Genomic DNA, 25,507 nt, shown 5'->3' with positions numbered 1-25,507 from the left:
ATGGATTTCAAATTCAATTTAAATGAAACAAGCGAACACTATAAATATAAAAAATCGAAAGGCTAAATTTCAATATGAATTTCTGGATAAATACGTTGCAGGAATCAAATTAGCTGGAACCGAAATTAAAGCGATACGACAGGGTAAAGCTTCTATTGCTGAGAGTTTTTGTGAGTTTCAGGATGGTGAACTTTATGTAATAAACATGCATGTTGAAGAATATTCGCATGCTACCCATTTTAACCATAATCCAAAAAGTGAGCGTAAACTCCTTTTGCAAAAAAGAGAATTGCGAAAACTGGAAAAAGAAGTTAAAAACGGGGGATTAACCATTATTCCGCTTCGATTGTTTATAAACGACCGCGGACTCGCAAAATTACAGATCACGCTTGCCAAAGGTAAAAAGCTTTACGATAAGCGTGAAACCATTAAAGATCGTGATAACAAACGTAAACTAGACCGCATAAAAAAGGAGTATAATTAAAAAATTATACTCCTCTTCATTTGGAAAAAATAATCTAATCTACTTTAACTCTCCGTAACTAAAAGCTTTATCTAAATTGGCTTTAATTGTTTTTCGATGAATAAAGAAATTTTCATCGTCTGTTCTTTTTAGCACTGCAAAAGTTCCTTTTTTAGTATTTTCTACGGATACAATTTCTACTTCCAATCCGTCTAATTTCTTATAATTTGGTCGTTCTCCCTGTTTTACCAACATATTTAATTTTGGCAGTTTTAGGGATTTGAACTTTAAATTACTGTTAGAATTGATCGTAAAAACATCTCCTTCTTTTACATTTTCTGGTTGTTCCTGGCCATAACTAAAACCACAAACAAGTAGGCTAAAACAAAATAAAAATATAGTTCTCATTGGTTCTTGATTTTGAATCAAAACTATCGGCTTCAATTTAAAATATTATTGGATTTAGATTAAAATTTGATTAGAAATCGTTAATTTATTAATAATATAAGTTAATTTTTATCAAATCATCAATTTATGAGACGAGTAACTATCTGAATTTCAGAGAAATAAAAAGCCTGTCTTAGCAATTCGCTAAAACAGGCCTTTCGCTGTTTTGAAATAATTTTATAAACTATTCTTCTTCACTACTGGCTTCAACCTCTTCTCCTTTAGAAAAATCGGTAAATCCATTTTTAGTAAGAAGGTTATACCATTGGATAATTTTCTTGATATCACTCGTGTAAACCCGGTCTACATCATAATCTGGTAATACCTCAGAAAAATAATTTTCCAATTCGTTTTTAGAAGCTTTGTGGCTAATTGCTTCACCACCATCTTCTTTTTGTTTAATATTTTCTAGAACCTGCCCCAAAGGCACTTCTTCTGTATAAGTATAGATCGCAATTTCGCTAAGAATGCTCACATTGTGACGCATATTCACAGCGATCTTTTTTCCATCTAAGATTGATTTTGCAATAAATCCGCCTCTTGTTTGAGCGGCAAGCTCATACAAACCTGGTTTTCCTGATATTGCTAAAATTTTATCTAATGCCATAGTCTCGTTTGAATTTGGGTGGCAAATATCACACCCCGCTTTAAATTATCAAAAATATTAACGACCTTTTTTTGCGCTAGGAAAACGCATCTTGTAGTCTACTTTTATTTTTCCTGAAGAAATCTTTTTTAAACGTCCGTTAATCAGGCGTTTCTTAAGGCTAGAGATCTTTTCAGTAAAAAGAATACCTTCTGTATGATCGTACTCATGCTGAACTACACGCGCCGCTAGACCGGTAAAAGTTTCTTTTTTCGTTTCAAAATTCTCATCCTGATATTCGATAGTTACCTCTGGTTTTCTAAAAATATCTTCCCTAACATCTGGGATACTTAAACAACCTTCAGAAAAAGCCCACTCGTCCCCGGTTTCTTCGATGATCTGCGCATTAATAAAAACCTTTTTAAATCCTTTTAAATATTCTTTTTCAGAAGCACTTAGATCGTCATCTTCAGCAAAAGGAGCGGCATCGATCACAAATAATCTGATAGGAACCCCAACCTGTGGAGCGGCAAGGCCAACACCATAAGCGTTGTACATGGTATCCCACATATTACTTATTAATTCTTCTAATTTTGGATAATCCTTATCAATTGGTTTTGCCTTCTTTTTTAATACCGGATCACCGTAGGCAACTATTGGTAAAATCATATACTGTTCTTTAATCTCTGTTTAAGTTGTAATCTCTATTGTAAAATGCATAATGAATAAGTATAATTGAATTCAAATAATTAAACCTCATACATTATCTAATTTATTCTGAAGTAAATACCTACCTTAAATTAGACTTATTTAATCCTGAAAAGTTTAATAAAGATAAGACTGAAGGATAATGGTTGCGCTAACTTCATCGACCAAAGCTTTATTTTGTCGCTTCTTCTTTTTGAGTCCGCTATCAATCATGGTTTGAAAAGCCATTTTACTGGTAAAACGCTCGTCCACACGTACCAGCTTCATATCAGGAAATTTCTCGGTGAATTTTTTAAGAAATTCTGCAATAAAAACTTCACTCTGGCTGGCCGAATTATCCTTTTGCTTTGGCTCTCCTACCACCACGGTTTCTACCTTTTCTTTTTTAAAATAATCTTCGAGAAAATTTAAAAGAGATGAAGTGTCAACTGTGGTAAGTCCGCTGGCAATCATCTGAAGTTCATCGGTAACGGCTATCCCCGTTCGCTTTACTCCATAATCTAATGCCATTACTCTTGCCATACTTCAAAATTTATGCAAAGGTAAGGTTTATATCCGTAGCTCCCCAAAAATTACAATGAAGCTATTATATTTGCTAAAAATTAGATTTATGGATCACTTAAAAGCGAAAATCGAAGCAGCCTGGGAAAATCGCGAGCTGTTAAAAGATAAAGAAACTACTGATGCTATTAGAGAAGTTGTTACTCTTTTGGACGAAGGTAAACTAAGAACTGCCGAGCCAGTTGAAGGTGGTTGGCAGGTAAACGAGTGGGTTAAGAAAGGTGTTGTGCTTTACTTCCCTATCCAGAAAATGGAAACTCTTGAAGCTGGAATCTTCGAGTACCACGATAAAATGCCTTTAAAGAAAGGTTATAAAGAAAAAGGGATTCGTGTAGTACCAAACGCTGTGGCAAGACACGGTGCTTACATTTCTAGTGGTGTTATTATGATGCCAAGTTATGTAAACATTGGTGCTTACGTAGACGAAGGTACTATGGTAGATACCTGGGCAACTGTTGGTAGTTGTGCCCAAATTGGTAAAAACGTTCACCTTAGTGGTGGTGTTGGTATTGGTGGTGTCTTAGAGCCATTACAAGCCTCTCCTGTAATTATTGAAGATAATGCATTCTTAGGATCTCGTAGTATCGTTGTAGAAGGTGTACGCGTAGAAAAAGAAGCCGTTCTTGGCGCTAATGTTGTACTTACTGCTTCAACAAAAATTATCGATGTAACTGGTGACGAGCCTGTAGAAATGAAAGGAATTGTTCCTGCAAGATCTGTAGTGATTCCTGGAAGTTATACCAAAAAATTCCCAGCCGGAGAATTTAATGTACCATGTGCATTAATTATTGGAAAACGTAAAGAAAGTACCAACAAAAAAACTTCTCTAAACGATGCGCTTAGAGAATATGATGTTGCGGTATAAATGAAAATTCTGGTAATACAGCAAAAAATGATTGGGGACGTTCTTACGTCCTCAATCTTATTTGAGGCACTTCGGGATGCTTATCCTAAAGCGCAGTTGCATTACCTAATTTATCCGCACACTAAGGCGGTTGTAGAAAACAATCCTTTTATCGATAAGCTGATATTCGGTAAAAATGAGCTTCCTTTTTATAGATTACTGAAGCAAATTAGATCTGAAAAATACTACGCTATTATCGATGCATATTCTACGGTACAAACATCGATTCTTACCAGTTTATCTGGGGCTAAATATAAAATTGGATTCGATAAAAAATATACCCGCCCATTCTACACACATGTTTTTAGCCGAAAAATTCAGGCGAAAACTATTGCAGGTGCAGCGATCGAAAAGCGAATGCGATTACTTACTCCGCTTATTAAAAATGCTCCGCTTCAGCTAAAACCAAAAATCTTTTTGAGTGATGCTGAACGTGAAAAAGCTAAAAGAATTTTGATTGAAGGCGGCGTAGATCTTCCAGATTCCATTTATATGATCGGGGCTTTAGGAAGTTCAGAAAAGAAAACCTATCCGCTCCCCTATTTGGCCAGGCTCTTAGACCAGATCGCAGCCAAAGAAAATACGGCTATTTTATTCAATTATATCCCAAGCCAAAAAGAGCAAATTTCAACTTTAATTGGTTATTGCAATACTCAAACCAAGCAGAAAATTTATCTTGAGAGCTACGGAAAAAGTCTGAGAGAATTTTTAGCACTTACCAGTTTTTGTGATGCGATCATAGGGAATGAAGGTGGCGCTATAAACATGGCAAAAGCTTTAAATGTCCCATCTTTTGCGATTTTTTCACCTCCTTTAAACAAAACGAACTGGAATATTTATGAAGACGGAAAGCAGAATGTTTCGGTTCATTTAAAAGATTTTTCTCCGGAATTATTTGCTGAAAAAAGTCTGGAAGATTTGCACAAAGATGTATTTCGGCTTTACGAGAAATTTTCACCAGATTATATTGAAGAACCTCTGAATCAATTCTTAAAACTGAACACTAAATGACCTATCGCTTTTTAATTTACTTAAGTCATACTTACGCGTTGCCGATTGGTTTACCGCTTCAGGAAGAAATTAGGAAAAGAAGTTACGAGGTAAAATGGTTTACAGAGCTGGATCCTCCCAGATCCTATTTCCCTGAAAATGGGGATTTGATCGAAACAATTGAAGACGCGATAGATTACAATCCAGATATCGTGCTATGCATTACAGATGTTGTTGCCGATTTTCTACCGGGATTAAAAGTGCAGATCTTTCATGGATTTTTAGCCAATAAACATAGCGACAAAAAAGGTCATTTTAGAATTCGTGGTTTATTTGATCTTTATTGTACGCAAGGACCATCGACGACCATTCCGTTTAAGGAAATTCAGCAAAAAAAGAATCACTTTTTAGTGAGAGAAACCGGCTGGTCTAAAGTAGATCCTTTGTTTAAGATTGAAGAAAATAAGCATGAAAAACCTACAATATTGCTTTCTTCTACCTTTTCTCCAAAATACAGTTGGTTGTATAATGAAGAAGTGATCGCTGAAATAAAAAGATTATCGAAAACCGGCGAATTTGAGTTTCTGGCTGTGCTGCATCCAAAAATGAATAAGGAGAAAATTGAGATCGTTAAAAAAATGCAGCACGAAAACTTCAAATATTACGATACTACAGATATTATTCCGCTGTTTCGCCAGGCAGACATCATGTTTTCAGACACCACATCTGCGATTACCGAGTTTATACTTCAGAAAAAACCGGTAGTGACTTTCAGAAATAATAAACCTGCCAATCATCTTATCGATATTTCTAATGCTGAAGAAATTGAAAGCGCCATTAAAGCAGCTTTTTCACCTTCAGAAAAACTACTAAAAAACATCGAATCTTACATTTACAACACGCATCCTTATTTTGATGGCAAAAGCAGCGAGCGCGTAATTTCTACCTGTATTGATGTTTTACACACCGATAAATCTGAATTATCCAGTAAACCTTTAAATTTGGTAAGACGCTATCAATTAAGAAAAAAACTGAATTATTTTACTTTAAAAAGCTATAGGAAACCTTTTACTCGATAGTCGAAATTCGATAAAAACGGGAGATATTTTTATTGCGAATTAGAAAATTACTTTTTCCAGAATTTAAGCTTTTTCTTTAGCCTTTTTTTCCTTAAAAATTTCTCCTGAAATTCTTTGGTGTAACCCCACATTGTTTCAAAAACTTCGTTTTCGTTCCACGCCGTCAGGACAGAATATTCGTTAGCCATAATCTTGATCATTTCCTTATTTGGCGTAAGGCGAGCGAAATTTTTCATGCGCTGTTTAAAATCCAACCGCTTAAAATTCATTCGGTTTAAATCGACCAAAAAGAACTCAAATTGATTGCCATCGATTTGTATTAACGTATTTCCTGGAGAGTGATCTAAAAACTCAATATTTTTTTCATGCAGCTCGTAAGTAAAGCGTGTAAAAGCCCTTAAAACCGATTCTTTTTGTGCTTCATCTTCAAATTTCTCGATATCTCTAAAGGTAAAATCGTATTCTAAATGGTCACAAATGTAATAACTGCGGCCAAATGTTATCCACTTACACTCTTCAGCATAAGCAACAGGAAAAGGAGTCCCCACCTCTCGAGATAAAAGATATTCAGCATAACTAAAACTACGCGCAGCTTTGGATTTTCTAAAAAAACGATAGACGATCTTATTGATTAGATTGGGAATTCTAAACGACTTAACATTAACTAATCTACCATTAAGATCGAAAGTTTTAATGATATTTCGGCCACTACTAAGCGTTTTCCCTTTCTCTGAAAAATCAGATAGAATTTGATCGATTTTTTCAGCCTGGTCTTTAAAAGCGTCTGCGTATACGATTTTCATGTTGCAAAATTACGATTATAGAAACTTAAAGACTAATGAAAATATGAATAGTATTATGACCTTATAAAAAACTTAGGAGTTCTTAGGCTAAAAGTCAAATTTTGGTATTTTAGACACGTTTTGCAATCTAAGTTTAATAATAAATCAGGATTATCAGTTTTAAACGTTTCTAGAACATATTTCAAAAAAACACCTCTAAATCTCTAATATGAGCATCGCTATAAGTTGTATTATCGTAAATTATAACACTGCTAAATTTACATTAGATTGCGTGGCTTCGATTTTTGAAACCCATCAAAATACTGAAGCGATAGAAGTTATAGTGGTAGATAATGCTTCAGAAAAAGAGGATTATTTACTTTTAGAAAGTGAGCTTCAGAAAAAAAACTTTCCGAACACAAAGCTTATAAGAAGCAAACAAAATTTTGGCTTTGGGGCAGGAAATATGATTGGCGTTAATGCTGCCTCGAATTGCGAATATTATGCGTTTATCAATAACGATACGTTACAGCTTACCAATAATTGTCTTTGGGTTTTAAAAGATTTTATGGATGCTACGCCAGATTCCGGTGTATGCTCGCCACAAATGCTGGATGAAGACAAAAATTTTAGAAGTACTATAGATCACTTTTCTTCACTTAGCAGGGAAATTCTAAAACGTGGATTTCTGGAAAAAGTAAATCCCAAAAAATATCCCAGTCGGAAAAAATTCTTCGATAAACCTACAGCCGTAAATTATGTTCAGGGATCGTTTATGTTTTTTAATGCTGAAGATTTTAATAAAATTGGAGGTTTTGACACTAATTTATTTCTATACTACGAAGAATCAGATCTTGGCTTACGACTTTTAAAAGAGCGAAAGAAATACGCCTATATTTTTCCTGAAGCGCAATACATTCATTTTAAAAGTGTAAGTATTAAAAAGAGTGTAAATATCCTTATCAAACGAGAATTAAAGATTTCCTTACTCTATCATACTCGTAAACATTATGGCTTTTTAGCGCATCAATTCTTACTGAATTTTCTCCGCATTCGGTATGGTTTAACCTGTATCGTAAAACCCAAATATTTCCCGTTGTTTAGACTTTTACTTGGCGGCGCCAGTCTTTCTAAATCACTTAAACAAAAGCAATCGATTAAAGAGATTTAAAAAAGATGTCTTGATTTTAAGGAATTTTGACTTAAAACTGGTTTCATAAATTTTCTGAAGTATCTTTGCAGGTCGTTAGCAAGGTAACTATGGAAGATAAAAAGACTGAAATTCAAAATTGTTTAGCCGTTCTTAAAAAAGGCGGACTTATTCTTTATCCAACCGATACGGTTTGGGGAATTGGCTGTGATGCTACCAACGCAGATGCCATTGATAAGATTTTTGCACTTAAGAAAAGAGCAGAAAGCAAATCGATGATCTGTTTGGTTTCAGATTTTAAAATGCTGAATGAATATGTAGAAGAAGTTCCAGAAGTTGCTTACGACATCTTAAAATATGCCGCAAAACCAACGTCTATTATTTACGACGATCCTATTAGAGTGGCTGAAAATGTAATTGCTGAAGATAACACTCTTGCGATAAGAGTTACCAAAGATCCCTTTTGTAAGGAATTGACCAGAAGATTACGCCGACCTTTAGTCTCAACTTCTGCGAATATTAGCGGGCAACCAACACCGGGTTCTTTTTCCCAAATTAGCCCTGAAATTTTAAAAGGTGTGGACTATGTAGTAAATTTGCACCAGTCTAAAAAATCTTCCAAACCATCGGCTATTATTAAACTTAGTAACGACGGAAAGGTTAAAGTAATACGTAAATAGATTGCTAAACCACGAATAAGGTTTTACGAAATTTGCCAAATTCCATGGGTTTTTTAAGACTTTAAAAGAGCGTTTTATAGGTATCTGTATTCGTGGCGAAAAATTAATGTAGTGAAGAATTATAGTGAAGCTTTAGATCATCAAATTTTTAAGGTAATTTCTCAGGCAACCGAAGAACTTCAGTTAGAAAGTTATGTTATTGGTGGTTTTGTTAGAGACTTTATTTTACAACGTGGTAATGCCAAAGATATCGATGTGGTTGCCGTTGGCAGTGGTATCGACCTGGCGCTAAAAGTTTCTGAGCTCCTTCCGCATAAACCAAAAGTGCAGGTTTTTAAAAACTACGGTACGGCAATGTTGCGTGCTTTCGATATGGAAATCGAATTTGTTGGTGCCAGAAAAGAAAGTTATTCTGAAGATAGTAGAAATCCGGTTGTAGAAAATGGAACGCTTGAAGACGATCAAAATCGCCGCGATTTTACTATTAACGCATTAGCTTTAAGTCTTAACAAAGCTAATTTTGGTGATTTATTGGATCCTTTTGGTGGACTTGAAGATCTAAAATCGCAATTGATAAGGACTCCGCTTGAACCCGGAATCACCTATTCAGACGATCCACTTCGAATGCTAAGAGCGATACGCTTTGCATCGCAGCTTAATTTTATTATTCAGAAGAAATCTTTAGATGCCATAAAAGAGCATCATAAGCGCATAAAAATTATCTCGAAAGAGCGAATTACAGAAGAATTGCATAAAATCTTTCTTTCTGAAAGACCTTCTAAAGGTTTTGCGCTCTTACATAAAACAAAGCTTTTAAAACTTATCCTTCCTGAACTTACCGCTTTGGAAGGAATCGACGAAATTGAAGGACAACGCCATAAAGATAACTTTTGGCACACGCTTGAAGTGGTTGATAATATTAGCGAAAACACAGATAATCTTTGGTTACGCTGGGCGGCGCTATTACATGATATTGGTAAAGCTCCAACAAAGAAATTTCATAAAAGAAATGGCTGGACGTTTCATGGGCACGAGTTTGTAGGATCTAAAATGGTTTACAAACTTTTTAAGCGACTAAGAATGCCATTAAACGACAAGATGAAATTTGTCCAAAAAATGGTATTAATGAGTTCCAGACCAATCGCGGTGGTAGATGATGATGTAACAGATTCTGCTGTACGAAGATTGATCTTTGATGCCGGTGAGAATATCGATGATCTTATGACTTTATGCGAGGCAGATATCACGACTAAAAATCCGCGTCGCTACAAAAAATACCACAACAACTTCAAGATCGTAAGGCAAAAGATGAAAGAAGTTGAGGAACGTGATCATGTTCGTAATTTTCAACCGCCGGTTAGTGGAGAAGAAATTATGGAAACATTCAATATTAAGCCGTGTAGAGAAGTTGGGATTATAAAAGATGCCATTAAAGAAGCAATTCTAGAAGGCGATATCCCAAATGAACATGCCGCTGCAAGAGAACTTATGCTTAAAAGAGGTAAAAAACTCGGTTTAAAAGAAGTATCAAAACAAGATTAAAATATCAGGAAATTCCCAATAATTCACTTTTAAAAAATTGAAATTGTGTATCGAAATTCGGTAAAAATTGCACTGGTTTTAGTGTACCTGGTCATCATCGCAGGTGCAGTGGTAAGAATGACGGGAAGCGGAATGGGATGTCCAGACTGGCCTAAATGTTTTGGATATTATATTCCTCCTACCCAGGAATCTGAATTACTTTTTCAGGCAGATCGAGATTATGAAAAAGGGCAGGTAATTATTGTAGACGAAAGTTTAAAAGTTGCCAAAAGCGATTTTACTTCCGCAGAAAATTATAATCCAGACAACTGGGAAACCTACACCAAACACGATTACACAATATTTAATCCACTGCATACCTGGACAGAATATATTAACCGATTAGTGGGCGCTTTGGCCGGTTTCGCCGTTTTGATCATGGCAATTCTTTCCTTTAGAAAGTGGAAAACCAGGAAACGGCTTACGATCCTATCATGGCTTTCAGTTTTTTTAATGGTATTTCAGGCCTGGCTTGGCGCTACCGTAGTTTATTCGGTTTTAGCGCCTGTAAGGATTACTCTGCACATGGTAATGGCGCTGGTAATTGTAGCCATCTTATTATATATCCTGGCAGATTCTTCAGTAAAAATATACGATTTTAAAGTTTCTAAAACTTTTAAAACAGTTGTACTTGTATCGATAATTTTGAGTTTGATTCAGGTAGTTTTAGGAACACAGGTACGACAATTTGTAGACGAACAGGTGAAAATTTTCGGCTACGGAAGTCGCGATCTATGGCTTAATAATCCTGAAATTTCATTTTACATTCACCGCTCATTTTCGATTCTGGTCTTTTTGGTGAATCTTTTTATCTGGTGGAAAAACAAACAAAAATTTTACAATCTTGGCTTAACCAACCGGATCATTTTTCTAATTGTGATTGAAATTTTTACGGGAATGGCCATGTATTATCTGGATTTCCCATTTTTAAGTCAGCCACTACACCTGGTAATTGCTTCGGTATTATTTGGGGTGCAGTTTTATTTATTATTAGAATGTTTTAAAAGTGGCAAAACGCTTAAAACTTCTTAACTTTGAAGCTCAAAATTTTCAATTATGGTTTATCGATTTAGAGTAATTCTAGACACGGCAGAAGATGTTTTTAGAGATATTGAAATTTTAAAAACCGATACGCTCGAGGATTTACACAACACCATTGTGCAGGCGTTTGGTTTTGACGGAACCGAAATGGCTTCGTTTTATTTAAGCGACGACGAATGGACGCAGGGTGAAGAAATTCATCAATTCGACATGAGTGGCGGTGACGACAGCATTCGTTTGATGAATGAAACAACTTTAGATAGCGTACTTTCTGAAGACCAGACCAAACTACTTTACGTGTACGATTTCTTTAATATGTGGACGTTTATGGTAGAACTTGCCCAAATTGCAGAGGTGGAAGAAGGCCGTGATTACCCAAATTTAATGTTTGTACATGGGCAAATTCCGTCTAATGCGCCAGATAAAGAATTTAAGGCTGAAGAAGATCCTGCGGCAGACGAAAATTTTAACGACGATTTTGATGTAGACGATTACGACAGTTTTTCTTTTGATGAAAACTGGAACTAATTTTCTATATTTTTAGCTGTAATTTTACCGACTTATAATTTTTAAACCGAATGATCAACTTATATAATGCCCAAATTGAATCCTTATCGATTCATCGTGTGGGTAACAAAAGCCGTAACGAAAATATCTTTTTGTCTGCAGCACCTTATCAGCTAAATGACGAAATTACGCCTTTGATCAAGGAATATTTTCTAAAGCCTTTTAGAGAAAAAGAAGAGAATTATTACAAATTTGATCATGAAACCGATCTAGAGTTCAACGAACTTTACAACCTGGCGAATGCTATTTTTGATAATCCTGAAAATATTCATGAGGCTTCAAAAAAAATAACCACGCTTCTTTTTGAGCAATCTGCACATCCACACATTAAAAGTGGTGAAGTGTATGTGGTTTATTTTGAAAATGCACAGCTAGACAACGAAAAGCTTCCGGCAATTGGAATTTTTAAATCTGAATTAAAGCACGATTTCTTACAATTTCAAGAAAAAGGAAGCATTTTAGAAATGATCGTTCAGCAAGGAATCAATCTTCAGAAATTGGATAAAGGAGCATTGATCTTCAACAAACAAAGAGCTGAAGGTTACAAGATCTTATCGATCGATTCTAACAAATACGACACAAAATACTGGTTAGAGAACTTTTTGGGTGTAGATGTAATGGCCGATGAAAATTACTACACTAAAAAGTATTTAAAATTCTGCCAGAATTTCGCCAAAGACGTGGTTTTACCTGCGGAAGACAAGAAAGAAGAAGTAATGTTTATGAACCGAAGTATGGATTACTTCGCGAAAAACGACGATTTTGAAGAAACAAACTTCTTAAACTCGGTTATCGATAATCCAGATTTGGTACCTGAATTTCAGAATTACAAAACCGAGAAGGCTCCAAAATATAAGATCGAGGATCTAACCAATTTCCCTATCGCGAATAAAGCGGTGACCGATGCACGAAAAAAACTAAAGAACGTGATCAACCTGGATACCAATATTCAGATTAAAATGGATTTTGTAAATGCAGATTCTGCCGATAAATTCGTAGAAAAAGGTTGGGACGAAGAAAAACAGATGTATTATTATCTGGTTTACTTCAACAAAGAAGAAAAAAGCTAGACTTTAAATAGAAAAAAATATAGGCCGAAATTCGATAATTTCGGCCTATATTTTTATTTGCACCGCCAAAAGGTATAATACCCAGAGGCTTGCCTCGAAGTAGTTTACTGTTTATTCTGAAAGCTCGATAGCTTCGAAAGTATAAGATTCGTGATAATCGCCAAGGATTCCAGTATTAGAATGCGTAAAAACCATTCGGTTTTCAGATAATTCTGATAATTGGTAATTTGAAAATGTAGATCCTACAAGTCCATAATCCTCATTCGCATATCCTCTCCCAAAACTTAAATAAATAGTTCCGGGATCGCCAATCATTTTTAAATTAGCTGAAAATTGTTCGTGTTCTGCGGTAAAATTTCCTTCACTTAAACGATCGAAACAAAGCACTTCGCCATAAGTGATCTCTACTTCCCTATCTGCTTTAAACGTATAAACATCGTCACTTACACAGTCTGCAGTAATAAAAAAATCGTCTGTTTCATCTGAATAATCATCTACAACTTCAACAAGTCGCCATGATTTTTGACTGTCACCATGAATTAAAGACATTTGAGATTCTGGAAAATTAGGAATTCGATTTTCGTCGTCATCAGCACAATTTGTTAGCGTAGCTGCTAAGGCTATGAGACTTAAAGTTTTAAGGGATTTGTATATTTTAATCATAAAGTTTGCTGTAAATTGATGTTTTTGATTGAAATTTTTAAAATTTATAACAATCTGCAAACCTAAATAATTTTTTCAGTTTTATCGGTCTCCCCTAAACTTTTTCAGTTTTAAATTAAATGTAGCTTTAAATTTATACTGAGAGCTCTATTCCAGCAGTCGTTTCATATTAATATCTTCGTAATTCCGTTGCACAAAATCTAGCGCAGTTCTTAAGATTTGCCCCATGGTGCTGGCTCGCTTAAATTTCACGTCTTTGGTAAAGTGATACAACTCTGTTCGCAATTGCTTTACATTTTCTTTGGTTGAAACATGGTCGTTGCTCATACATTTTATCAATCGCTTAAATCTTGCCTGTGTATTGATCATCCTTTTAGCCAACAGCGAACGTTCCTCTTTTCGATATTGCTCGATCGACGATAATTGCAGACGTTCTGAAACTAACTTAACCATTTTATAGTTTTCCTTGAAAAATTGTGGTCGGTAGACTTTAAATTTTCCTTCAAAACATTGCTGATCGAAATCTATAGCTCTTATTTGATATTGCACATGATCAAAATCGTGTGTTGGGATTACCACGTAATTGTACGAACGCATATCGCCCAAAAGCCGAACTGTACAGCGCTCGTTAAATTTTACGAATTGCTTTGCGATCTGTGCCTTTTCCCATTCGGTTAATTTCGGTAAATGTTCTTCAATAAAAACATCCCCCGGAATTCCTGCAATATGAGCTTCAATTAAAGTGTCTTTATACACCAAAAAAGTGATACGATGCGGAGAAAGCAAATGTTCCAATTCGAGTCCGTAGATTCGGGAAGCATCAGCTTTTTTCACGTAGAAATAGGTAAAAACATCATTAAGAATATTCCGAACTTTTATACGGAAGGGTCTGGAATTTCCGAAGGTGCAATAATCGATGGCATCGACAGCCAGAAACTCGAGCATATCGTCACTACCATCAGAATGAAGGATATTATAGATCTTTTTTAAGCTTTCATCTATTTCCTCTCTTTCAAACTCGGGATAATAACAGCGTACCCAAAAAGTATCTTCATCATCCTGATCGTAAACCACCACAGAACCAGAAAATCGTAATAAATCTTCGTAAAAAACAGGAATTTTGGTATTTCGATTATAACGTGCCAGGTATTTATTGAAACGATCATTTACGGGAAAGGAAGGTTTCTTTTTTGACATCAGTCTGGGTTCCATAGTCTTGCGATTTGTTTAAATTCTTCTGAAGAAGTTCTATAAGATATTGAAAATATAAGGATTTAACGAATACTACTTCCGAAGAAATCTTTTAAAAATTAAAGCCTAAAATGTCGAATTTGAAATCGTCTATCTATGGGCAAACTTAAAGCTATTATTAAAAAATCATTCTCTATTTATAGCCTCGTTTCGATTATCAAATTAATTCAATCTTAGACAATAATCTCAATCTTTCAGTTAAAAACAAGATAGTAATACGAAAACTGTAACAAAAATGTAAATTAGTCGTCGTGTAAGTAAACTATCTCATGGCAGTCCCAGAGTTTAGTGATATTTATTTTTAATTTGGAGGGCAACCTCGAAAAATTTAATCTCGATTATCGAGAAAAGAAACCATCTATTTTGAAGACAATCCTTAGCATTAATCAATTAACAAAAGTTTACGGCCCTTTAAAAGCGGTAGACAATTTATCCTTTACGATCGAGAAAGGAAACGTGTACGGAATTTTAGGTCCTAACGGAAGTGGAAAATCGACCACCCTGGGAATGGTCCTTAACGTGGTGAATAAAACCTCTGGAGATTTTAAGTGGTTTGATGGCGCCGAATCTACACACGAAGCTTTAAAAAAAGTAGGAGCAATCATCGAGCATCCTAATTTTTATCCTTATATGACAGCGGCACAAAACCTTGAACTGGTTTGTAAAATAAAAGGAGTGCCCAGCAATAAAGTTGAAGAAAAACTGGAAATCGTTGGATTACTGGACCGTAAAAGCAGTAAATTCAAAACGTTTTCTTTAGGGATGAAGCAACGACTGGCGATCGCCTCTGCCCTGCTCAATGATCCTGAAATTTTAATTTTAGATGAACCTACAAACGGACTCGATCCACAGGGAATTCATCAAATTCGTGAGATTATTCGCAAAATTGCTTCAGACGGGACTACCATTTTACTGGCTTCGCATCTTTTAGATGAAGTTGAAAAAGTGTGTAGCCATGTGGTGATCATTAGAAAAGGGGTGAAATTATACAGCGGACCGGTTGATGGCATTAACGCCAGCCACGGATTCTTTGAACTGGAGGCTGAAAATACCGAATTACTTCAGCAATTATTAAACGAGCATCCATCGATTGGTAAAGTGAGTCTTAAAAATAATCTGGTGACTGCAATTATTGAAGAGCCAATGAGCGCTTCAGATATTAACCGTTATCTTTTTGAAAAAGGACTTAGTCTTAGCTATTTAATTAAACGAAAAGAAAGCCTGGAAGAACAATTCCTTCAACTAACCAATCAAACTACTGCGTAATGTTACGACTTTTAAATATAGAATTTCTAAAACTTAGATATAGTAGATCCTCAAAGATCCTTATTCTTACTTATTTCATTTTAATCACTTTTATCGCGCTTATTGCTTCAATAGAATTTCCTATTGGAAACATCAACTTTAGAATCGCAGACCAGGGAATTTTCAATTTTCCATTTATCTGGCATTTTAACAGCTACATTGCTGCCACGCTAAAATTATTCTTAGCGATCGTGATCGTTTCGATGATGTCTAACGAATATAGCAACAGGACGCTAAAACAAAACTTAATCGACGGACTATCAAAAAAGGAGTTTATTTTATCGAAATTCATCACTGTGATGGTATTTTCTATAGTTTCGACCATTTTCCTTTTTGTAGTTTCTTTGATCTTAGGGCTTTCATTTTCAGATTATAATGAGTTTTCGATCATCTTTTCTGACCTTGAATACATTCTGGCCTATTTTGTAAAACTTACAGGATTCTTTGCTTTCTGCCTATTCCTGGGCATTCTGGTAAAACGTTCAGCTTTTGCGCTTGGATTTCTATTCATCTGGTGGATCGTTGAAACTATTTTATACGCTATCCTAAAATGGAGAATTTTTAAAGGAACTGATATTGCAGATAAGATCGTTCAGTTTTTGCCATTAGAATCGATGAGTAATTTGGTTAAAGAACCATTTTCAAGACTTAATGCTGTGCAATCTGCTGCCAATCAATTAGGATCTGCTTTCGAGAAAGATTACTCCATACACTGGTATCAAATCCTTATTGTAATTGTTTGGACGGTACTATTTGTGTATTTCTCTTATGCGTTATTGAAGAAAAGAGATTTATAAAAACCTTAGTTTCATTAATTTTTCTACCCTGTTTGAATAGGCACATTTATTGCTTAACTTCGTAAGGCTAAGAAAAAGAACGCATGAAATTTAAGATAGAATCTGAATATAAACCAACCGGAGACCAACCCAACGCTATAAAACAACTGGTTAGCGGTATCGAAAAGAATGACCAGTTTCAAACACTTTTGGGAGTTACCGGTTCTGGTAAAACCTTTACTGTTGCTAATGTAATCGAGGAAGTGCAAAAACCAACACTGGTTTTGGCGCACAACAAAACCCTTGCAGCGCAGTTGTATTCAGAATTCAAACAGTTTTTCCCGAATAATGCGGTAGAATATTTTGTTAGTTATTACGATTATTATCAACCTGAAGCTTTTATTCCATCTTCAGGAACCTACATAGAAAAAGATCTTTCGATAAATGATGAGATCGAAAAACTACGATTAAGCACCACCTCTTCCCTACTTAGCGGAAGACGTGATGTTATTGTTGTCGCTTCGGTTTCCTGTCTTTATGGTATTGGTAACCCGGTAGAATTCCGTAAAAACGTGGTTTCTATTGAAAGAGACATGGAAATTTCAAGAACTAAATTTCTGCATAGTTTAGTTCAAAGTTTATATTCTAGAACCGAAGCTGAATTTGTTCATGGAAACTTCAGAATAAAAGGCGACACCGTAGATGTTTTTCCTAGCTACGCCGATAACGCCTTCAGAATTCACTTTTTTGGTGATGAGATCGAGGAAATTGAAGCTTTTGATCCCGCTACCAACGACGTGATTGAAAAATATGAACGATTAAATATCTATCCTGCCAATATGTTCGTGACATCGCCAGATGTTTTACAAAATGCGATACGAAGCATACAGGATGACCTGGTAAAACAGGTAGATTATTTTAGGGATATTGGTAAACATCTTGAAGCAAAAAGGCTGGACGAAAGGACCAATTTCGACTTAGAAATGATTCGTGAGCTTGGATATTGTTCTGGGATCGAGAATTATTCACGTTACCTAGATGGCCGTAATCCGGGGACAAGGCCTTTCTGTTTATTAGATTATTTTCCAGACGATTTCTTAATGGTTGTAGATGAATCTCACGTAACTATCCCCCAGGTTCACGCGATGTATGGTGGTGACCGCTCTAGAAAAGAAACTTTGGTAGATTATGGTTTTAGACTTCCGGCAGCGATGGATAACCGACCTTTAAAATTCGAGGAATTCGAGATCCTTCAAAATCAAGTTATTTATGTAAGTGCTACTCCGGCCGATTATGAACTTCAGAAAAGTGAGGGAGTTTATGTGGAGCAGGTGATTCGACCAACCGGACTTTTAGATCCGGTGATCGAAGTACGCCCTAGTCAAAACCAGATCGATGATCTTATTGAGGAAATTCAAATAAGAGTTGAAAAGGATGAGCGGACTTTGGTGACTACACTAACTAAAAGAATGGCTGAAGAATTAGCTAAATATTTAACCAGAATCGATGTTCGTTGTAGATATATTCATAGTGATGTGGATACTTTAGAGCGAGTAGAGATTATGCAGGATCTTCGTCGTGGATTATTTGATGTGCTAATTGGAGTAAACTTGCTTAGGGAAGGTCTGGATCTACCAGAGGTTTCGCTCGTGGCTATTATCGATGCTGATAAGGAAGGATTTTTGAGAAGTAACCGTTCACTTACTCAAACCATTGGTCGTGCAGCAAGAAACGTTGAAGGGAAAGCCATTTTGTATGCTGACAAAATTACTGACAGTATGCAAAAAACCATGGATGAAACCGAATACCGTAGAACCAAGCAGATGAATTACAACAAAAAGCATAATATTACGCCAAAACCTCTGGTTAAAAAACTTGAGAGCTCTACACTTGTAAAGAAAAAGCTTGAGATTTTTGAAGGTGATAACAAACCTCCAATGCAGGCTGCGGAAGAAGAAGGTGCGTACCTAACCAAACCTCAGATCGATAAAAAGATCAAAGAAAAGCGTAAAGCAATGGAAACTGCAGCGAAAGAACTAGATTTTATGGAGGCAGCAAGATTACGTGATGAGATCAAGATTTTACAGGATAAATTAAAAGAATTGGCATAAGTTTATCAATGATTACCATATAATTAACTTACAACATATTGACTTATAGGGTTTTGTGTTATAATTTTATAATTATCACACTCCCCGGAATCCTTAGTTTTCTAAGCAATCTAAAAACTAGATGCCTATGAAAACATTTATCTCAATTTTATCGATTTTCTATTTTAGCCTGCTTGTAAATGCGCAAGTGGGAATTAATACTGCAAACCCAAAGGCTACTTTAGATATTGTAAGCTCAGATCCCGATGATCCCTCTAATATCGACGGAATTTTGATTCCACGTATTTCGAAATTTCCGTCTGAAGATCCAACCGATGAACAAAACGGAATGATGGTTTATTTGGACCATGATATTGATGATTTTTCACAGGGATTTTATTTCTGGAATGCCGAAGAATCCTCATGGTTACCTATAGAAGGAAACTCATCTGAAGCAAATTTTTACGAAATAGATACAGAAAACTCCCCTCAAAATATCGAATCTGCTATTTACAGAGATGGTAATATTGGTATAGGTACAGATGATATTGAATCTAAAATTCAGGTCGAAGTAGACGAAAATGATGATGACACCCAAAAAGGTCTGGAGATCGATAATCAGAATTCAGAAACCAATACCAGAACCACCTACGGTATAGAAAACACAAACAGAAGTTCTACTAACGGAACAAAATACGGAATTAAAAATAACGTGAACGGAACTGGCTCCGGAATTCATTACGGTATTTTTAATGAGACTTTTCAAAGCACAGGCACCAACGACATCTATGGATTCTTTAATCGTGTAGGTAGAACTTATGGTGCCAGAAGTGATAATTTTGGGATGTATTCTGAAATTGGAAGTTCCACAGCACAAGGAAATATTTATGCTATTTATGGCTTCGCAGAAGGTAATAGCACTGCCAATGTTTTTGCCGGTTATTTTGCAGGTAGGTTAGGGATTGGATTAAATCCTTCTACCGAATATATTTTTCCTTCGGAAAGAGGTATTGAAGACATGGTACTAAGCTTAGGCGAAAACGGACTGATGAGATGGCGTCCAACCACTTATTTTCCATATGTATCCTCAACCAGTAGCACCGGAACATTCACTATTGAAGATCATCTTGGTTCGCTAAGAATTAATAATAATCTTAGTTCGGTGCAGGTGCCAGATGCTTCAGAGAATAGAGGCAGAACAATTATTTTAGTATGTTGGTCTACTACTTCAGATAAACCTTTGTCGTTTGTAAATGGTGATGATCTTTTTGATGTTACAACCAACAGCACCGTAAGTAATATTGAAAGCGGAACGGTACTCACAATTCTAAGCGCTGGCAATAGATGGCTTGTAATTAATAAATACAAAGAGTAAACTACCTTTGGGCAAGCCCATGAGGCATTCACTAGAAACAATTTTTTAAATTCGAGGCAATCCTCGGAGTATTATACCCTTTGGCGGTGCCAATAAAAAAAGCCGAATCCTAGGATTCGGCTTTTCTATTATGACTCAATATTCTTTTTTAAACTTTGCTGGCAAAGAGGCTTACATCCTCATCTGTGATTTCACTACCACCAAGAATTAGTAAACGCTCTACAACATTACGCAACTCCCTAATATTTCCTGTCCAGTTATATTCTTTTAGTAAATTAAGGGCTTCATTCGTAAATGATTTCTTATTAGTACCCTGCTCTTTAGCAATCTTTTCTGCGAAGTATTCTACTAAAAGAGGGATATCATTTTTACGTTCATTTAGAGAAGGTACTTCTATTAAGATCACGGCGAGACGATGGTATAAATCTTCTCTAAACTTTTTATCTTCGATCTCCTGCTTTAGATCTTTATTCGTTGCAGCAACCACACGAACATCTACTTTGATATCTTTATCGCTACCTACACGCGATATTTTATTTTCCTGTAAGGCTCTTAGCACTTTAGCCTGTGCAGAAAGGCTCATATCCCCTATTTCGTCTAGAAAGATAGTTCCACCATTCGCCGCTTCAAACTTACCTGCCCTATCCTTATTTGCTGAAGTAAATGCTCCCTTAACATGCCCAAAAAGTTCACTTTCGATCAACTCTGAAGGAATTGCAGCACAATTCACTTCTATCATTGGTCCTTTAGAACGTTCACTTTTTTGATGGATCCAATGTGCCACTAATTCTTTACCTGTACCGTTTGCTCCTGTAACCAAAACTCTAGCATCTGTTGGAGCCACCTTTTCGATGATCTCTTTAATTCTGTTGATTTCTTCAGATTCACCAATCATCTGAAAATTCTTACCAACTTTCTTTTTAAGTCTGGCATTTTCCTGCACCAATTGTTTTCGGTCTAAAGCATTGCGAACCGCATTCAGTAATCTATTAAGATCTGGTGGTTTAGAAATATAGTCGAAAGCACCCATCCTCATGGTTTGAACGGCAGTATCCAGATCGCCATGCCCAGAGATCATTACAAAAGGAATCTCTGGTTTAATTTTATTGGTTGCTTCCAAAACCTCTACACCATCCATTTTAGGCATTTTAATATCACAAAGAACAAGATCGAAATCTTCTTTTTTGATCAATTCCATCCCTACAAGACCATCTTCGGCTTCGGTTACATTATACTCTTTATTTTCTTCGCTTAGAATCTTAACAAGCACCCTTCTAATGGCTGCTTCATCTTCTATTAATAATATTTTAGACATTAAAACACACTAAATTTAAGTCCGCCACGCGCATAAAATGTATTCACTGAATTTATCGTGTAAACATCATTTCTATCTTTATCGCGTAAACGAATATCATTCATAATTGTATGGCCGGCATAAACATAAAGTCCTAAATGTTCAGTAAAACTATACTCATAACCTAAACCAGCCAGCACAACGGTCATAGACATACTATCTGCAAGATTCGTACTATTTGGAACCGTTGGCGTTATATTAAAATTATCTTGAACATTTGCATAAAAGCCATCTAAAGTTACAAAAGCCTGAAGAACATTACGGTCGTTAGCGTGATATTTTAAGTTAGTTTTAGGAACTCCAACCATATACGACCATTGCGGATGAAACTTTTTGTAATAATGAGCAACGGGCAATGGAAATGGGAATCCTGAAGTTGTTGAATAGTGTAAACCAAAGATCATACGTGTAGGCTTAAGCACCTCTTCCCCATTCTTTATTTTGATAAAAAATACAGCTCCTTCGTATAAAATATCATCCTTAAGTAATTCGTTCGTAGAAAAGTTTGAGGCAGCTTTTGCGCCAGTTTGAATCCCAACTCGCCAATCATTGCTTAGATGAAAAACATACCCAAGAGTTGCCGTGAATGATTGAAATCTATCTAAATGAAGCGTCTCAAAAGATGTATCATCGTAAAATTTAAAATGAACATTTCTATATTCAACTCCCGGCACCAGGTAAGAACCTTCTTTTTTTAATTTTATAGGGAAGTTCAAAAAAGTTCGAAACCTTCTAAAAGAATTATCAGAATCAGATTGTGGGAAGTAAGTAAATTCTACCCTGGCTAAATCTGTTAACTGTGCGTTTGCTGAAATTCCAAAAAAAAGAAAAAGCAATAGCACTAAAATACTTTTAGAAGCGTCCTTCATACTAGTCGGTTTTTGGTTGATTCGGAGTATTAATTATATGCAGATCTCTTTGTGGGAATGGGATACTAATACCATTTTGTCTAAAACTATCGCCGATCTTGAAACGTAGTTCACTTTTTATCTTGGGGTCTGTAAAACTATCTCCTATGTAAAAATACACACCAAACAATAAAGCTGAATCACCAAAATCTTCAAATAAAACGAATGGTTTTGGATTTTTAAGCACTCCTTTTTGTCTCGCTACACAATCTAGAAGTAGTTCTCTTACTTTTTGAGTATCACTACCATAAGCTACACCAACATTCACACATTCTCTGGTAGTACGGTGGTTTTGTGTATAATTATATACCGTGTCACTTATAAATTTATGGTTAGGAATGATCATTACCTTATCATCCCTGGTAAGTGCACGCGTGGTTCTAAGTTTAATTTCGAAAACCCTTGCAACCTTATTATCAATTTCGATAATATCTCCTACTAATAGTGACTTATCTAAAATGATAAAAATTCCGCCGATGATATCCTGAAATAATTCCTGCAATGCCAAACCTACACCAACAAATAGTGCTGCTGAAGCAGTTAGCAAGATTGAAATATCTACACCGCTAGAACTTAAGGTAATTAGGATTACAATAAGATAAACGATATACTTTACAAACTTAAAAGCACTTATAAACTTTAGTTTATCCTCGTTTAAAAGTTTGCTTGCAATAAAATTACGTACAAGTCTTAGTACAACAGAAGTTAGAATAAATACGAAGATCACCAGTAAAACTATCCCAACGGTTAGCTTAAATGGCTGCGTAAGCAGGGTAAAATCTAAAAATGTCTGGATATTTCCCCAGATGTCCTGCTCTATTACTTCTGAAATTTGATTCGCTGTATCGTTTTGCATTCTAATATTTAAGCCACTTATAAATCTCTTTATAACTAGCTTTCTTACCGTACATTAAAATACCAACACGGTAAATTTTAGCGGCAAGCCATACCACAGCCGTATTGGTGCACAGCAATATAAGAATAGAAAGGGAAATTTCCCACCAAGGCACCCCAAATGGGATACGCATTAACATAACTATAGGAGAAGTTAAAGGAATCATTGAGAAAATCGTACTTATAGTACCGTGTGGATTTTCGATCACAGCAAAAAATCCTACATAGATTCCCAACATTAAAGGTAGTATCACCGGAAGCATAAATTGCTGAGTATCTGTCTCGCTATCTACGGCAGCCCCAATTGAAGCATAAATGGCACTGTACAAAAAGTATCCTCCTAAAAAGTATATTAGAAAATATACAATTAGACTAAAAATTGGCAAATTAAGTACATCCGTTACTAATTGATTAACTTCAGGAATATTTAGTTGTTCTACTTCAACTTGTCCCGGTTGCGCATTCATAAGATCTACTCCAAAATATAGACCGGCGAGAGTGTATAAAATTCCGCCTAAAATAACCCAAACTGTGAATTGTGTGATTCCTGCCAACGAAGTACCAATTACTTTTCCTAGCATTAGCTGAATGGGCCTTACCGAAGAAACTATAATTTCGATAATTCGATTAGTTTTCTCTTCGATCACAGAACGCATTACCATATTACCATAAATGATAATAAACATCATTAATAAATAACCCGCTGCACCACCAAAAAACATTCTAAGATAATTGGCCATTTTTGATGTGGTCTCTCCAGAAAAATTCTGAATTTGGACATCTACACTTGTCTTGGCAGAATCGATCTGAGCCACATCTATTCCACGTTCGATCAACTCGTTGCGCTGTAATTTATTGGAAATGATCTTTTCTATATTCTGTACCGTTCCCAATCCGGGAGACTCTTCACCAAAAAACTGAACTTTTCCAGTTAGATCGTAATTATTATCTGCATCAGGAATATGTATAAGCCCATAATATTCATTTTCACGAACAATTTTTTTGGCTTCATCTAAAGACTTAGCAGAAAAGTCTAAATACTGAAGATTTTCATCATCTTGAAATTCTTTTAAAAAAAGACCGGTTTCATCATGAAACCCAATGATATGCTGTTCGCTGCTATTTAGCATACTTAAATAAGCGATTAAAGCAAACATTCCTACCAAAATAATCGGACTAAGAAATGTCATTATAATAAAAGTCTTATTACGTACTCTTGCTAAATATTCTCGCTGAATGATAAGTTTTAAACTACGCATTATGAGTAACCGTTTTAATGAAAATATCGTTTACTGAAGGAATTACTTCTACAAAGTGATTGATCTTTGCCCTGTTTAATAAATACTGAATAAGATCATTTGGATTTTCGTGTGGCTGAAGCTGAATGCTTACTTTAAGATCATCGTTTATACTCTTAAATTGAGCCTTTCCTACTTTAAATTTCTCCTGAAGTTCTGCGAGTAAAGCTGTTTCGTTCTCACTTTCCAGACCAACTTCAAAAGTATTGCTTTTATACTCCTTTTTAATTTCAGAAACCTTACCGTCTAATAATTTATTCGATTTATTGATAAGCGCCATATAATCGCAAAGCTCTTCGACACTTTCCATGCGGTGTGTAGAAAACAAAATGGTTGCCCCCTTTTCTTTTAGTTCTAAAATTTCACGTTTTATAATGCTCGCGTTTACCGGGTCGAAACCACTAAAAGGTTCATCAAAAATCAACAATTTGGGATCGTGTAAAACTGTGATCACAAACTGTACTTTTTGAGCCATCCCTTTAGACAGTTCCTGGATCTTCTTATCCCACCAATCGGTTATATCTAATTTTTTAAACCAATATTTAAGTCTTTCTTTAGCTTCAGCTTTAGAAAGTCCCTTTAACCTGGCCAAATACATTGCCTGCTCTCCTACTTTCATCGACTTGTATAAGCCACGCTCTTCTGGAAGGTAACCAATATGTCTAATATCTTCTGGATGTAAAGGTTTGCCATCAAGATATACTTTGCCCTCATCTGGCATCGTAATTTGATTAATAATCCTAATAAATGTGGTCTTACCGGCGCCATTTGGCCCTAACAAACCAAAGACACTTCCTTTTGGGATGGTGATCGATACATTATTTAGTGCAGTATAACCTCCAAATCGTTTATAGATGTTCTCTGCAACCAAAAGATTTTCCATAAAAAAATTTTAGAGGTGTAAAGATATTCAAATCCTAGTACAGACTTAAAAATTGGTACTTAATATTTATAATTTCAGTATAAGACACAAAAAAAGGCTTC

General features: G+C 35.6%; 26 protein-coding genes. 14 read left to right on the top strand and 12 right to left on the bottom strand.

Annotated elements, in window-relative coordinates; genetic code table 11:
- Positions 1-22: 22 nt before the first annotated feature.
- The gene (smpB, locus tag BM201_RS08820) at positions 23-484 is read left to right on the top strand and encodes an SsrA-binding protein SmpB (RefSeq protein WP_092541734.1); all 462 of its coding nucleotides are present in this window, start codon (positions 23-25) and stop codon (positions 482-484) included.
- A 39-nt stretch (positions 485-523) separates the two neighbouring features.
- Here the strand turns inward: smpB and BM201_RS08815 are convergent, their stop codons facing one another.
- From BM201_RS08815 to ruvX, 4 genes are all read right to left on the bottom strand, one after another.
- The gene (locus BM201_RS08815; RefSeq protein WP_139219177.1) at positions 524-871 is read right to left on the bottom strand and encodes a hypothetical protein; all 348 of its coding nucleotides are present in this window, start codon (positions 869-871) and stop codon (positions 524-526) included.
- Positions 872-1,094: 223 nt separating this feature from the next.
- A complete protein-coding gene (locus tag BM201_RS08810; protein ID WP_092541730.1) occupies positions 1,095-1,517 on the bottom strand; it encodes a DUF5606 family protein in 423 nt (140 codons plus the stop codon).
- A 57-nt stretch (positions 1,518-1,574) separates the two neighbouring features.
- The gene (gene def, locus BM201_RS08805) at positions 1,575-2,165 is read right to left on the bottom strand and encodes a peptide deformylase (protein WP_092541728.1); all 591 of its coding nucleotides are present in this window, start codon (positions 2,163-2,165) and stop codon (positions 1,575-1,577) included.
- Between the two features lie 156 nt (positions 2,166-2,321).
- Positions 2,322-2,726 (bottom strand): Holliday junction resolvase RuvX, encoded by a 405-nt coding sequence (gene ruvX / locus BM201_RS08800; protein WP_092541726.1) that lies wholly within the window; start codon positions 2,724-2,726, stop codon positions 2,322-2,324.
- 88 nt (positions 2,727-2,814) lie between these two features.
- Between ruvX and BM201_RS08795 the strand changes: the two genes are divergently transcribed.
- Genes BM201_RS08795 through BM201_RS08785 form a run of 3 tightly spaced genes read left to right on the top strand, consistent with a single transcriptional unit; the run spans position 2,815 to position 5,738 of the window.
- The gene (locus BM201_RS08795) at positions 2,815-3,630 is read left to right on the top strand and encodes a 2,3,4,5-tetrahydropyridine-2,6-dicarboxylate N-succinyltransferase (RefSeq protein WP_092541724.1); all 816 of its coding nucleotides are present in this window, start codon (positions 2,815-2,817) and stop codon (positions 3,628-3,630) included.
- 27 nt (positions 3,631-3,657) lie between these two features.
- A complete protein-coding gene (locus BM201_RS08790; protein ID WP_245758608.1) occupies positions 3,658-4,680 on the top strand; it encodes a glycosyltransferase family 9 protein in 1,023 nt (340 codons plus the stop codon).
- Positions 4,677-5,738: a UDP-N-acetylglucosamine 2-epimerase gene (locus BM201_RS08785; RefSeq protein WP_092541720.1), complete on the top strand. Its 1,062-nt coding sequence runs from the start codon at positions 4,677-4,679 to the stop codon at positions 5,736-5,738. The genes BM201_RS08790 and BM201_RS08785 overlap by 4 nt, the downstream gene beginning before the upstream one ends.
- A 47-nt stretch (positions 5,739-5,785) precedes the next feature.
- Here BM201_RS08785 and BM201_RS08780 read toward each other — a convergent pair whose 3' ends face one another.
- Positions 5,786-6,541 carry a lipopolysaccharide kinase InaA family protein gene (locus tag BM201_RS08780; RefSeq protein WP_092541718.1) on the bottom strand — a complete coding sequence of 252 codons (756 nt, stop codon included), beginning with the start codon at positions 6,539-6,541 and terminating at the stop codon, positions 5,786-5,788.
- A gap of 208 nt (positions 6,542-6,749) precedes the next feature.
- Here BM201_RS08780 and BM201_RS08775 point away from each other — a divergent pair, with 208 nt between their 5' ends.
- The 6 genes from BM201_RS08775 to BM201_RS08750 all read left to right on the top strand — a co-directional run bounded on the left by BM201_RS08775 (position 6,750) and on the right by BM201_RS08750 (position 12,609).
- On the top strand, positions 6,750-7,691 hold the full coding sequence (locus BM201_RS08775; protein ID WP_092541716.1) for a glycosyltransferase family 2 protein: 942 nt from the start codon (positions 6,750-6,752) through the stop codon (positions 7,689-7,691).
- Positions 7,692-7,780: 89 nt separating this feature from the next.
- Positions 7,781-8,350: an L-threonylcarbamoyladenylate synthase gene (locus BM201_RS08770; RefSeq protein ID WP_092541714.1), complete on the top strand. Its 570-nt coding sequence runs from the start codon at positions 7,781-7,783 to the stop codon at positions 8,348-8,350.
- A 111-nt stretch (positions 8,351-8,461) separates the two neighbouring features.
- The gene (locus BM201_RS08765) at positions 8,462-9,892 is read left to right on the top strand and encodes a CCA tRNA nucleotidyltransferase (protein ID WP_245758607.1); all 1,431 of its coding nucleotides are present in this window, start codon (positions 8,462-8,464) and stop codon (positions 9,890-9,892) included.
- A 45-nt stretch (positions 9,893-9,937) separates the two neighbouring features.
- The gene (locus BM201_RS08760) at positions 9,938-10,963 is read left to right on the top strand and encodes a COX15/CtaA family protein (RefSeq protein WP_092541710.1); all 1,026 of its coding nucleotides are present in this window, start codon (positions 9,938-9,940) and stop codon (positions 10,961-10,963) included.
- A gap of 24 nt (positions 10,964-10,987) precedes the next feature.
- Entirely contained in the window at positions 10,988-11,500 is a 513-nt protein-coding gene (locus BM201_RS08755; RefSeq protein ID WP_084842661.1) for an IS1096 element passenger TnpR family protein, read from the top strand.
- A gap of 50 nt (positions 11,501-11,550) precedes the next feature.
- Complete coding sequence (locus BM201_RS08750; protein ID WP_092541708.1) at positions 11,551-12,609, top strand: nucleoid-associated protein; 1,059 nt, start codon at positions 11,551-11,553, stop codon at positions 12,607-12,609.
- 111 nt (positions 12,610-12,720) lie between these two features.
- On the opposite strand, the gene BM201_RS08745 is transcribed toward BM201_RS08750, so the two are convergent.
- Together BM201_RS08745 and BM201_RS08740 are read right to left on the bottom strand one after the other, a co-directional pair.
- Positions 12,721-13,272 carry a hypothetical protein gene (locus BM201_RS08745; RefSeq protein ID WP_139219175.1) on the bottom strand — a complete coding sequence of 184 codons (552 nt, stop codon included), beginning with the start codon at positions 13,270-13,272 and terminating at the stop codon, positions 12,721-12,723.
- Positions 13,273-13,419: 147 nt separating this feature from the next.
- Positions 13,420-14,484 carry a hypothetical protein gene (locus BM201_RS08740; protein ID WP_092541704.1) on the bottom strand — a complete coding sequence of 355 codons (1,065 nt, stop codon included), beginning with the start codon at positions 14,482-14,484 and terminating at the stop codon, positions 13,420-13,422.
- A gap of 402 nt (positions 14,485-14,886) precedes the next feature.
- Here BM201_RS08740 and BM201_RS08735 point away from each other — a divergent pair, with 402 nt between their 5' ends.
- From BM201_RS08735 to BM201_RS08720, 4 genes are all read left to right on the top strand, one after another.
- The gene (locus BM201_RS08735) at positions 14,887-15,789 is read left to right on the top strand and encodes an ABC transporter ATP-binding protein (protein ID WP_092542315.1); all 903 of its coding nucleotides are present in this window, start codon (positions 14,887-14,889) and stop codon (positions 15,787-15,789) included.
- Positions 15,789-16,625 carry an ABC transporter permease gene (locus BM201_RS08730; protein ID WP_092541702.1) on the top strand — a complete coding sequence of 279 codons (837 nt, stop codon included), beginning with the start codon at positions 15,789-15,791 and terminating at the stop codon, positions 16,623-16,625. The genes BM201_RS08735 and BM201_RS08730 overlap by 1 nt, the downstream gene beginning before the upstream one ends.
- Positions 16,626-16,708: 83 nt before the next feature.
- A complete protein-coding gene (uvrB, locus tag BM201_RS08725) occupies positions 16,709-18,715 on the top strand; it encodes an excinuclease ABC subunit UvrB (RefSeq protein ID WP_092541700.1) in 2,007 nt (668 codons plus the stop codon).
- Between the two features lie 127 nt (positions 18,716-18,842).
- Positions 18,843-20,069 (top strand): hypothetical protein, encoded by a 1,227-nt coding sequence (locus BM201_RS08720; protein WP_092541698.1) that lies wholly within the window; start codon positions 18,843-18,845, stop codon positions 20,067-20,069.
- 148 nt (positions 20,070-20,217) lie between these two features.
- Here BM201_RS08720 and BM201_RS08715 read toward each other — a convergent pair whose 3' ends face one another.
- Genes BM201_RS08715 through BM201_RS08695 form a run of 5 tightly spaced genes read right to left on the bottom strand, consistent with a single transcriptional unit; the run spans position 20,218 to position 25,406 of the window.
- On the bottom strand, positions 20,218-21,384 hold the full coding sequence (locus BM201_RS08715) for a sigma-54-dependent transcriptional regulator (RefSeq protein WP_092541696.1): 1,167 nt from the start codon (positions 21,382-21,384) through the stop codon (positions 20,218-20,220).
- The gene (locus BM201_RS08710) at positions 21,384-22,292 is read right to left on the bottom strand and encodes a DUF6268 family outer membrane beta-barrel protein (protein ID WP_092541694.1); all 909 of its coding nucleotides are present in this window, start codon (positions 22,290-22,292) and stop codon (positions 21,384-21,386) included. The genes BM201_RS08715 and BM201_RS08710 overlap by 1 nt, the downstream gene beginning before the upstream one ends.
- A gap of 1 nt (position 22,293) precedes the next feature.
- Positions 22,294-23,187, bottom strand: coding sequence for a mechanosensitive ion channel family protein (locus BM201_RS08705; RefSeq protein ID WP_092541692.1), 894 nt, complete (start codon positions 23,185-23,187; stop codon positions 22,294-22,296).
- A 1-nt stretch (position 23,188) separates the two neighbouring features.
- Positions 23,189-24,484, bottom strand: a complete 1,296-nt coding sequence (locus tag BM201_RS08700) for an ABC transporter permease (RefSeq protein ID WP_092541690.1) — start codon at positions 24,482-24,484, stop codon at positions 23,189-23,191.
- Positions 24,477-25,406, bottom strand: coding sequence for an ABC transporter ATP-binding protein (locus BM201_RS08695; RefSeq protein WP_092541688.1), 930 nt, complete (start codon positions 25,404-25,406; stop codon positions 24,477-24,479). Before BM201_RS08695 ends, BM201_RS08700 begins: the two co-directional genes overlap by 8 nt.
- Positions 25,407-25,507 lie beyond the last annotated feature (101 nt).

This window comes from Zunongwangia mangrovi (assembly GCF_900112105.1).
Classification (GTDB): Bacteria; Bacteroidota; Bacteroidia; order Flavobacteriales; family Flavobacteriaceae; genus Zunongwangia; species Zunongwangia mangrovi.
Note: the sequence above shows the minus strand (reverse complement) of the source record. Positions and strands in the feature narration are given on the sequence as shown.

Coding starts and splice junctions, on each gene's coding strand:
- smpB (WP_092541734.1), top strand. CDS start 23: ATGAAACAAGCGAACACTATAAATATAAAAAATCGAAAGGCTAAATTT.
- BM201_RS08815 (WP_139219177.1), bottom strand. CDS start 871: ATGAGAACTATATTTTTATTTTGTTTTAGCCTACTTGTTTGTGGTTTT.
- BM201_RS08810 (WP_092541730.1), bottom strand. CDS start 1,517: ATGGCATTAGATAAAATTTTAGCAATATCAGGAAAACCAGGTTTGTAT.
- def (WP_092541728.1), bottom strand. CDS start 2,165: ATGATTTTACCAATAGTTGCCTACGGTGATCCGGTATTAAAAAAGAAG.
- ruvX (WP_092541726.1), bottom strand. CDS start 2,726: ATGGCAAGAGTAATGGCATTAGATTATGGAGTAAAGCGAACGGGGATA.
- BM201_RS08795 (WP_092541724.1), top strand. CDS start 2,815: ATGGATCACTTAAAAGCGAAAATCGAAGCAGCCTGGGAAAATCGCGAG.
- BM201_RS08790 (WP_245758608.1), top strand. CDS start 3,658: ATGATTGGGGACGTTCTTACGTCCTCAATCTTATTTGAGGCACTTCGG.
- BM201_RS08785 (WP_092541720.1), top strand. CDS start 4,677: ATGACCTATCGCTTTTTAATTTACTTAAGTCATACTTACGCGTTGCCG.
- BM201_RS08780 (WP_092541718.1), bottom strand. CDS start 6,541: ATGAAAATCGTATACGCAGACGCTTTTAAAGACCAGGCTGAAAAAATC.
- BM201_RS08775 (WP_092541716.1), top strand. CDS start 6,750: ATGAGCATCGCTATAAGTTGTATTATCGTAAATTATAACACTGCTAAA.
- BM201_RS08770 (WP_092541714.1), top strand. CDS start 7,781: ATGGAAGATAAAAAGACTGAAATTCAAAATTGTTTAGCCGTTCTTAAA.
- BM201_RS08755 (WP_084842661.1), top strand. CDS start 10,988: ATGGTTTATCGATTTAGAGTAATTCTAGACACGGCAGAAGATGTTTTT.
- BM201_RS08750 (WP_092541708.1), top strand. CDS start 11,551: ATGATCAACTTATATAATGCCCAAATTGAATCCTTATCGATTCATCGT.
- BM201_RS08745 (WP_139219175.1), bottom strand. CDS start 13,272: ATGATTAAAATATACAAATCCCTTAAAACTTTAAGTCTCATAGCCTTA.
- BM201_RS08740 (WP_092541704.1), bottom strand. CDS start 14,484: ATGGAACCCAGACTGATGTCAAAAAAGAAACCTTCCTTTCCCGTAAAT.
- BM201_RS08730 (WP_092541702.1), top strand. CDS start 15,789: ATGTTACGACTTTTAAATATAGAATTTCTAAAACTTAGATATAGTAGA.
- uvrB (WP_092541700.1), top strand. CDS start 16,709: ATGAAATTTAAGATAGAATCTGAATATAAACCAACCGGAGACCAACCC.
- BM201_RS08720 (WP_092541698.1), top strand. CDS start 18,843: ATGAAAACATTTATCTCAATTTTATCGATTTTCTATTTTAGCCTGCTT.
- BM201_RS08715 (WP_092541696.1), bottom strand. CDS start 21,384: ATGTCTAAAATATTATTAATAGAAGATGAAGCAGCCATTAGAAGGGTG.
- BM201_RS08710 (WP_092541694.1), bottom strand. CDS start 22,292: ATGAAGGACGCTTCTAAAAGTATTTTAGTGCTATTGCTTTTTCTTTTT.
- BM201_RS08705 (WP_092541692.1), bottom strand. CDS start 23,187: ATGCAAAACGATACAGCGAATCAAATTTCAGAAGTAATAGAGCAGGAC.
- BM201_RS08700 (WP_092541690.1), bottom strand. CDS start 24,484: ATGCGTAGTTTAAAACTTATCATTCAGCGAGAATATTTAGCAAGAGTA.
- BM201_RS08695 (WP_092541688.1), bottom strand. CDS start 25,406: ATGGAAAATCTTTTGGTTGCAGAGAACATCTATAAACGATTTGGAGGT.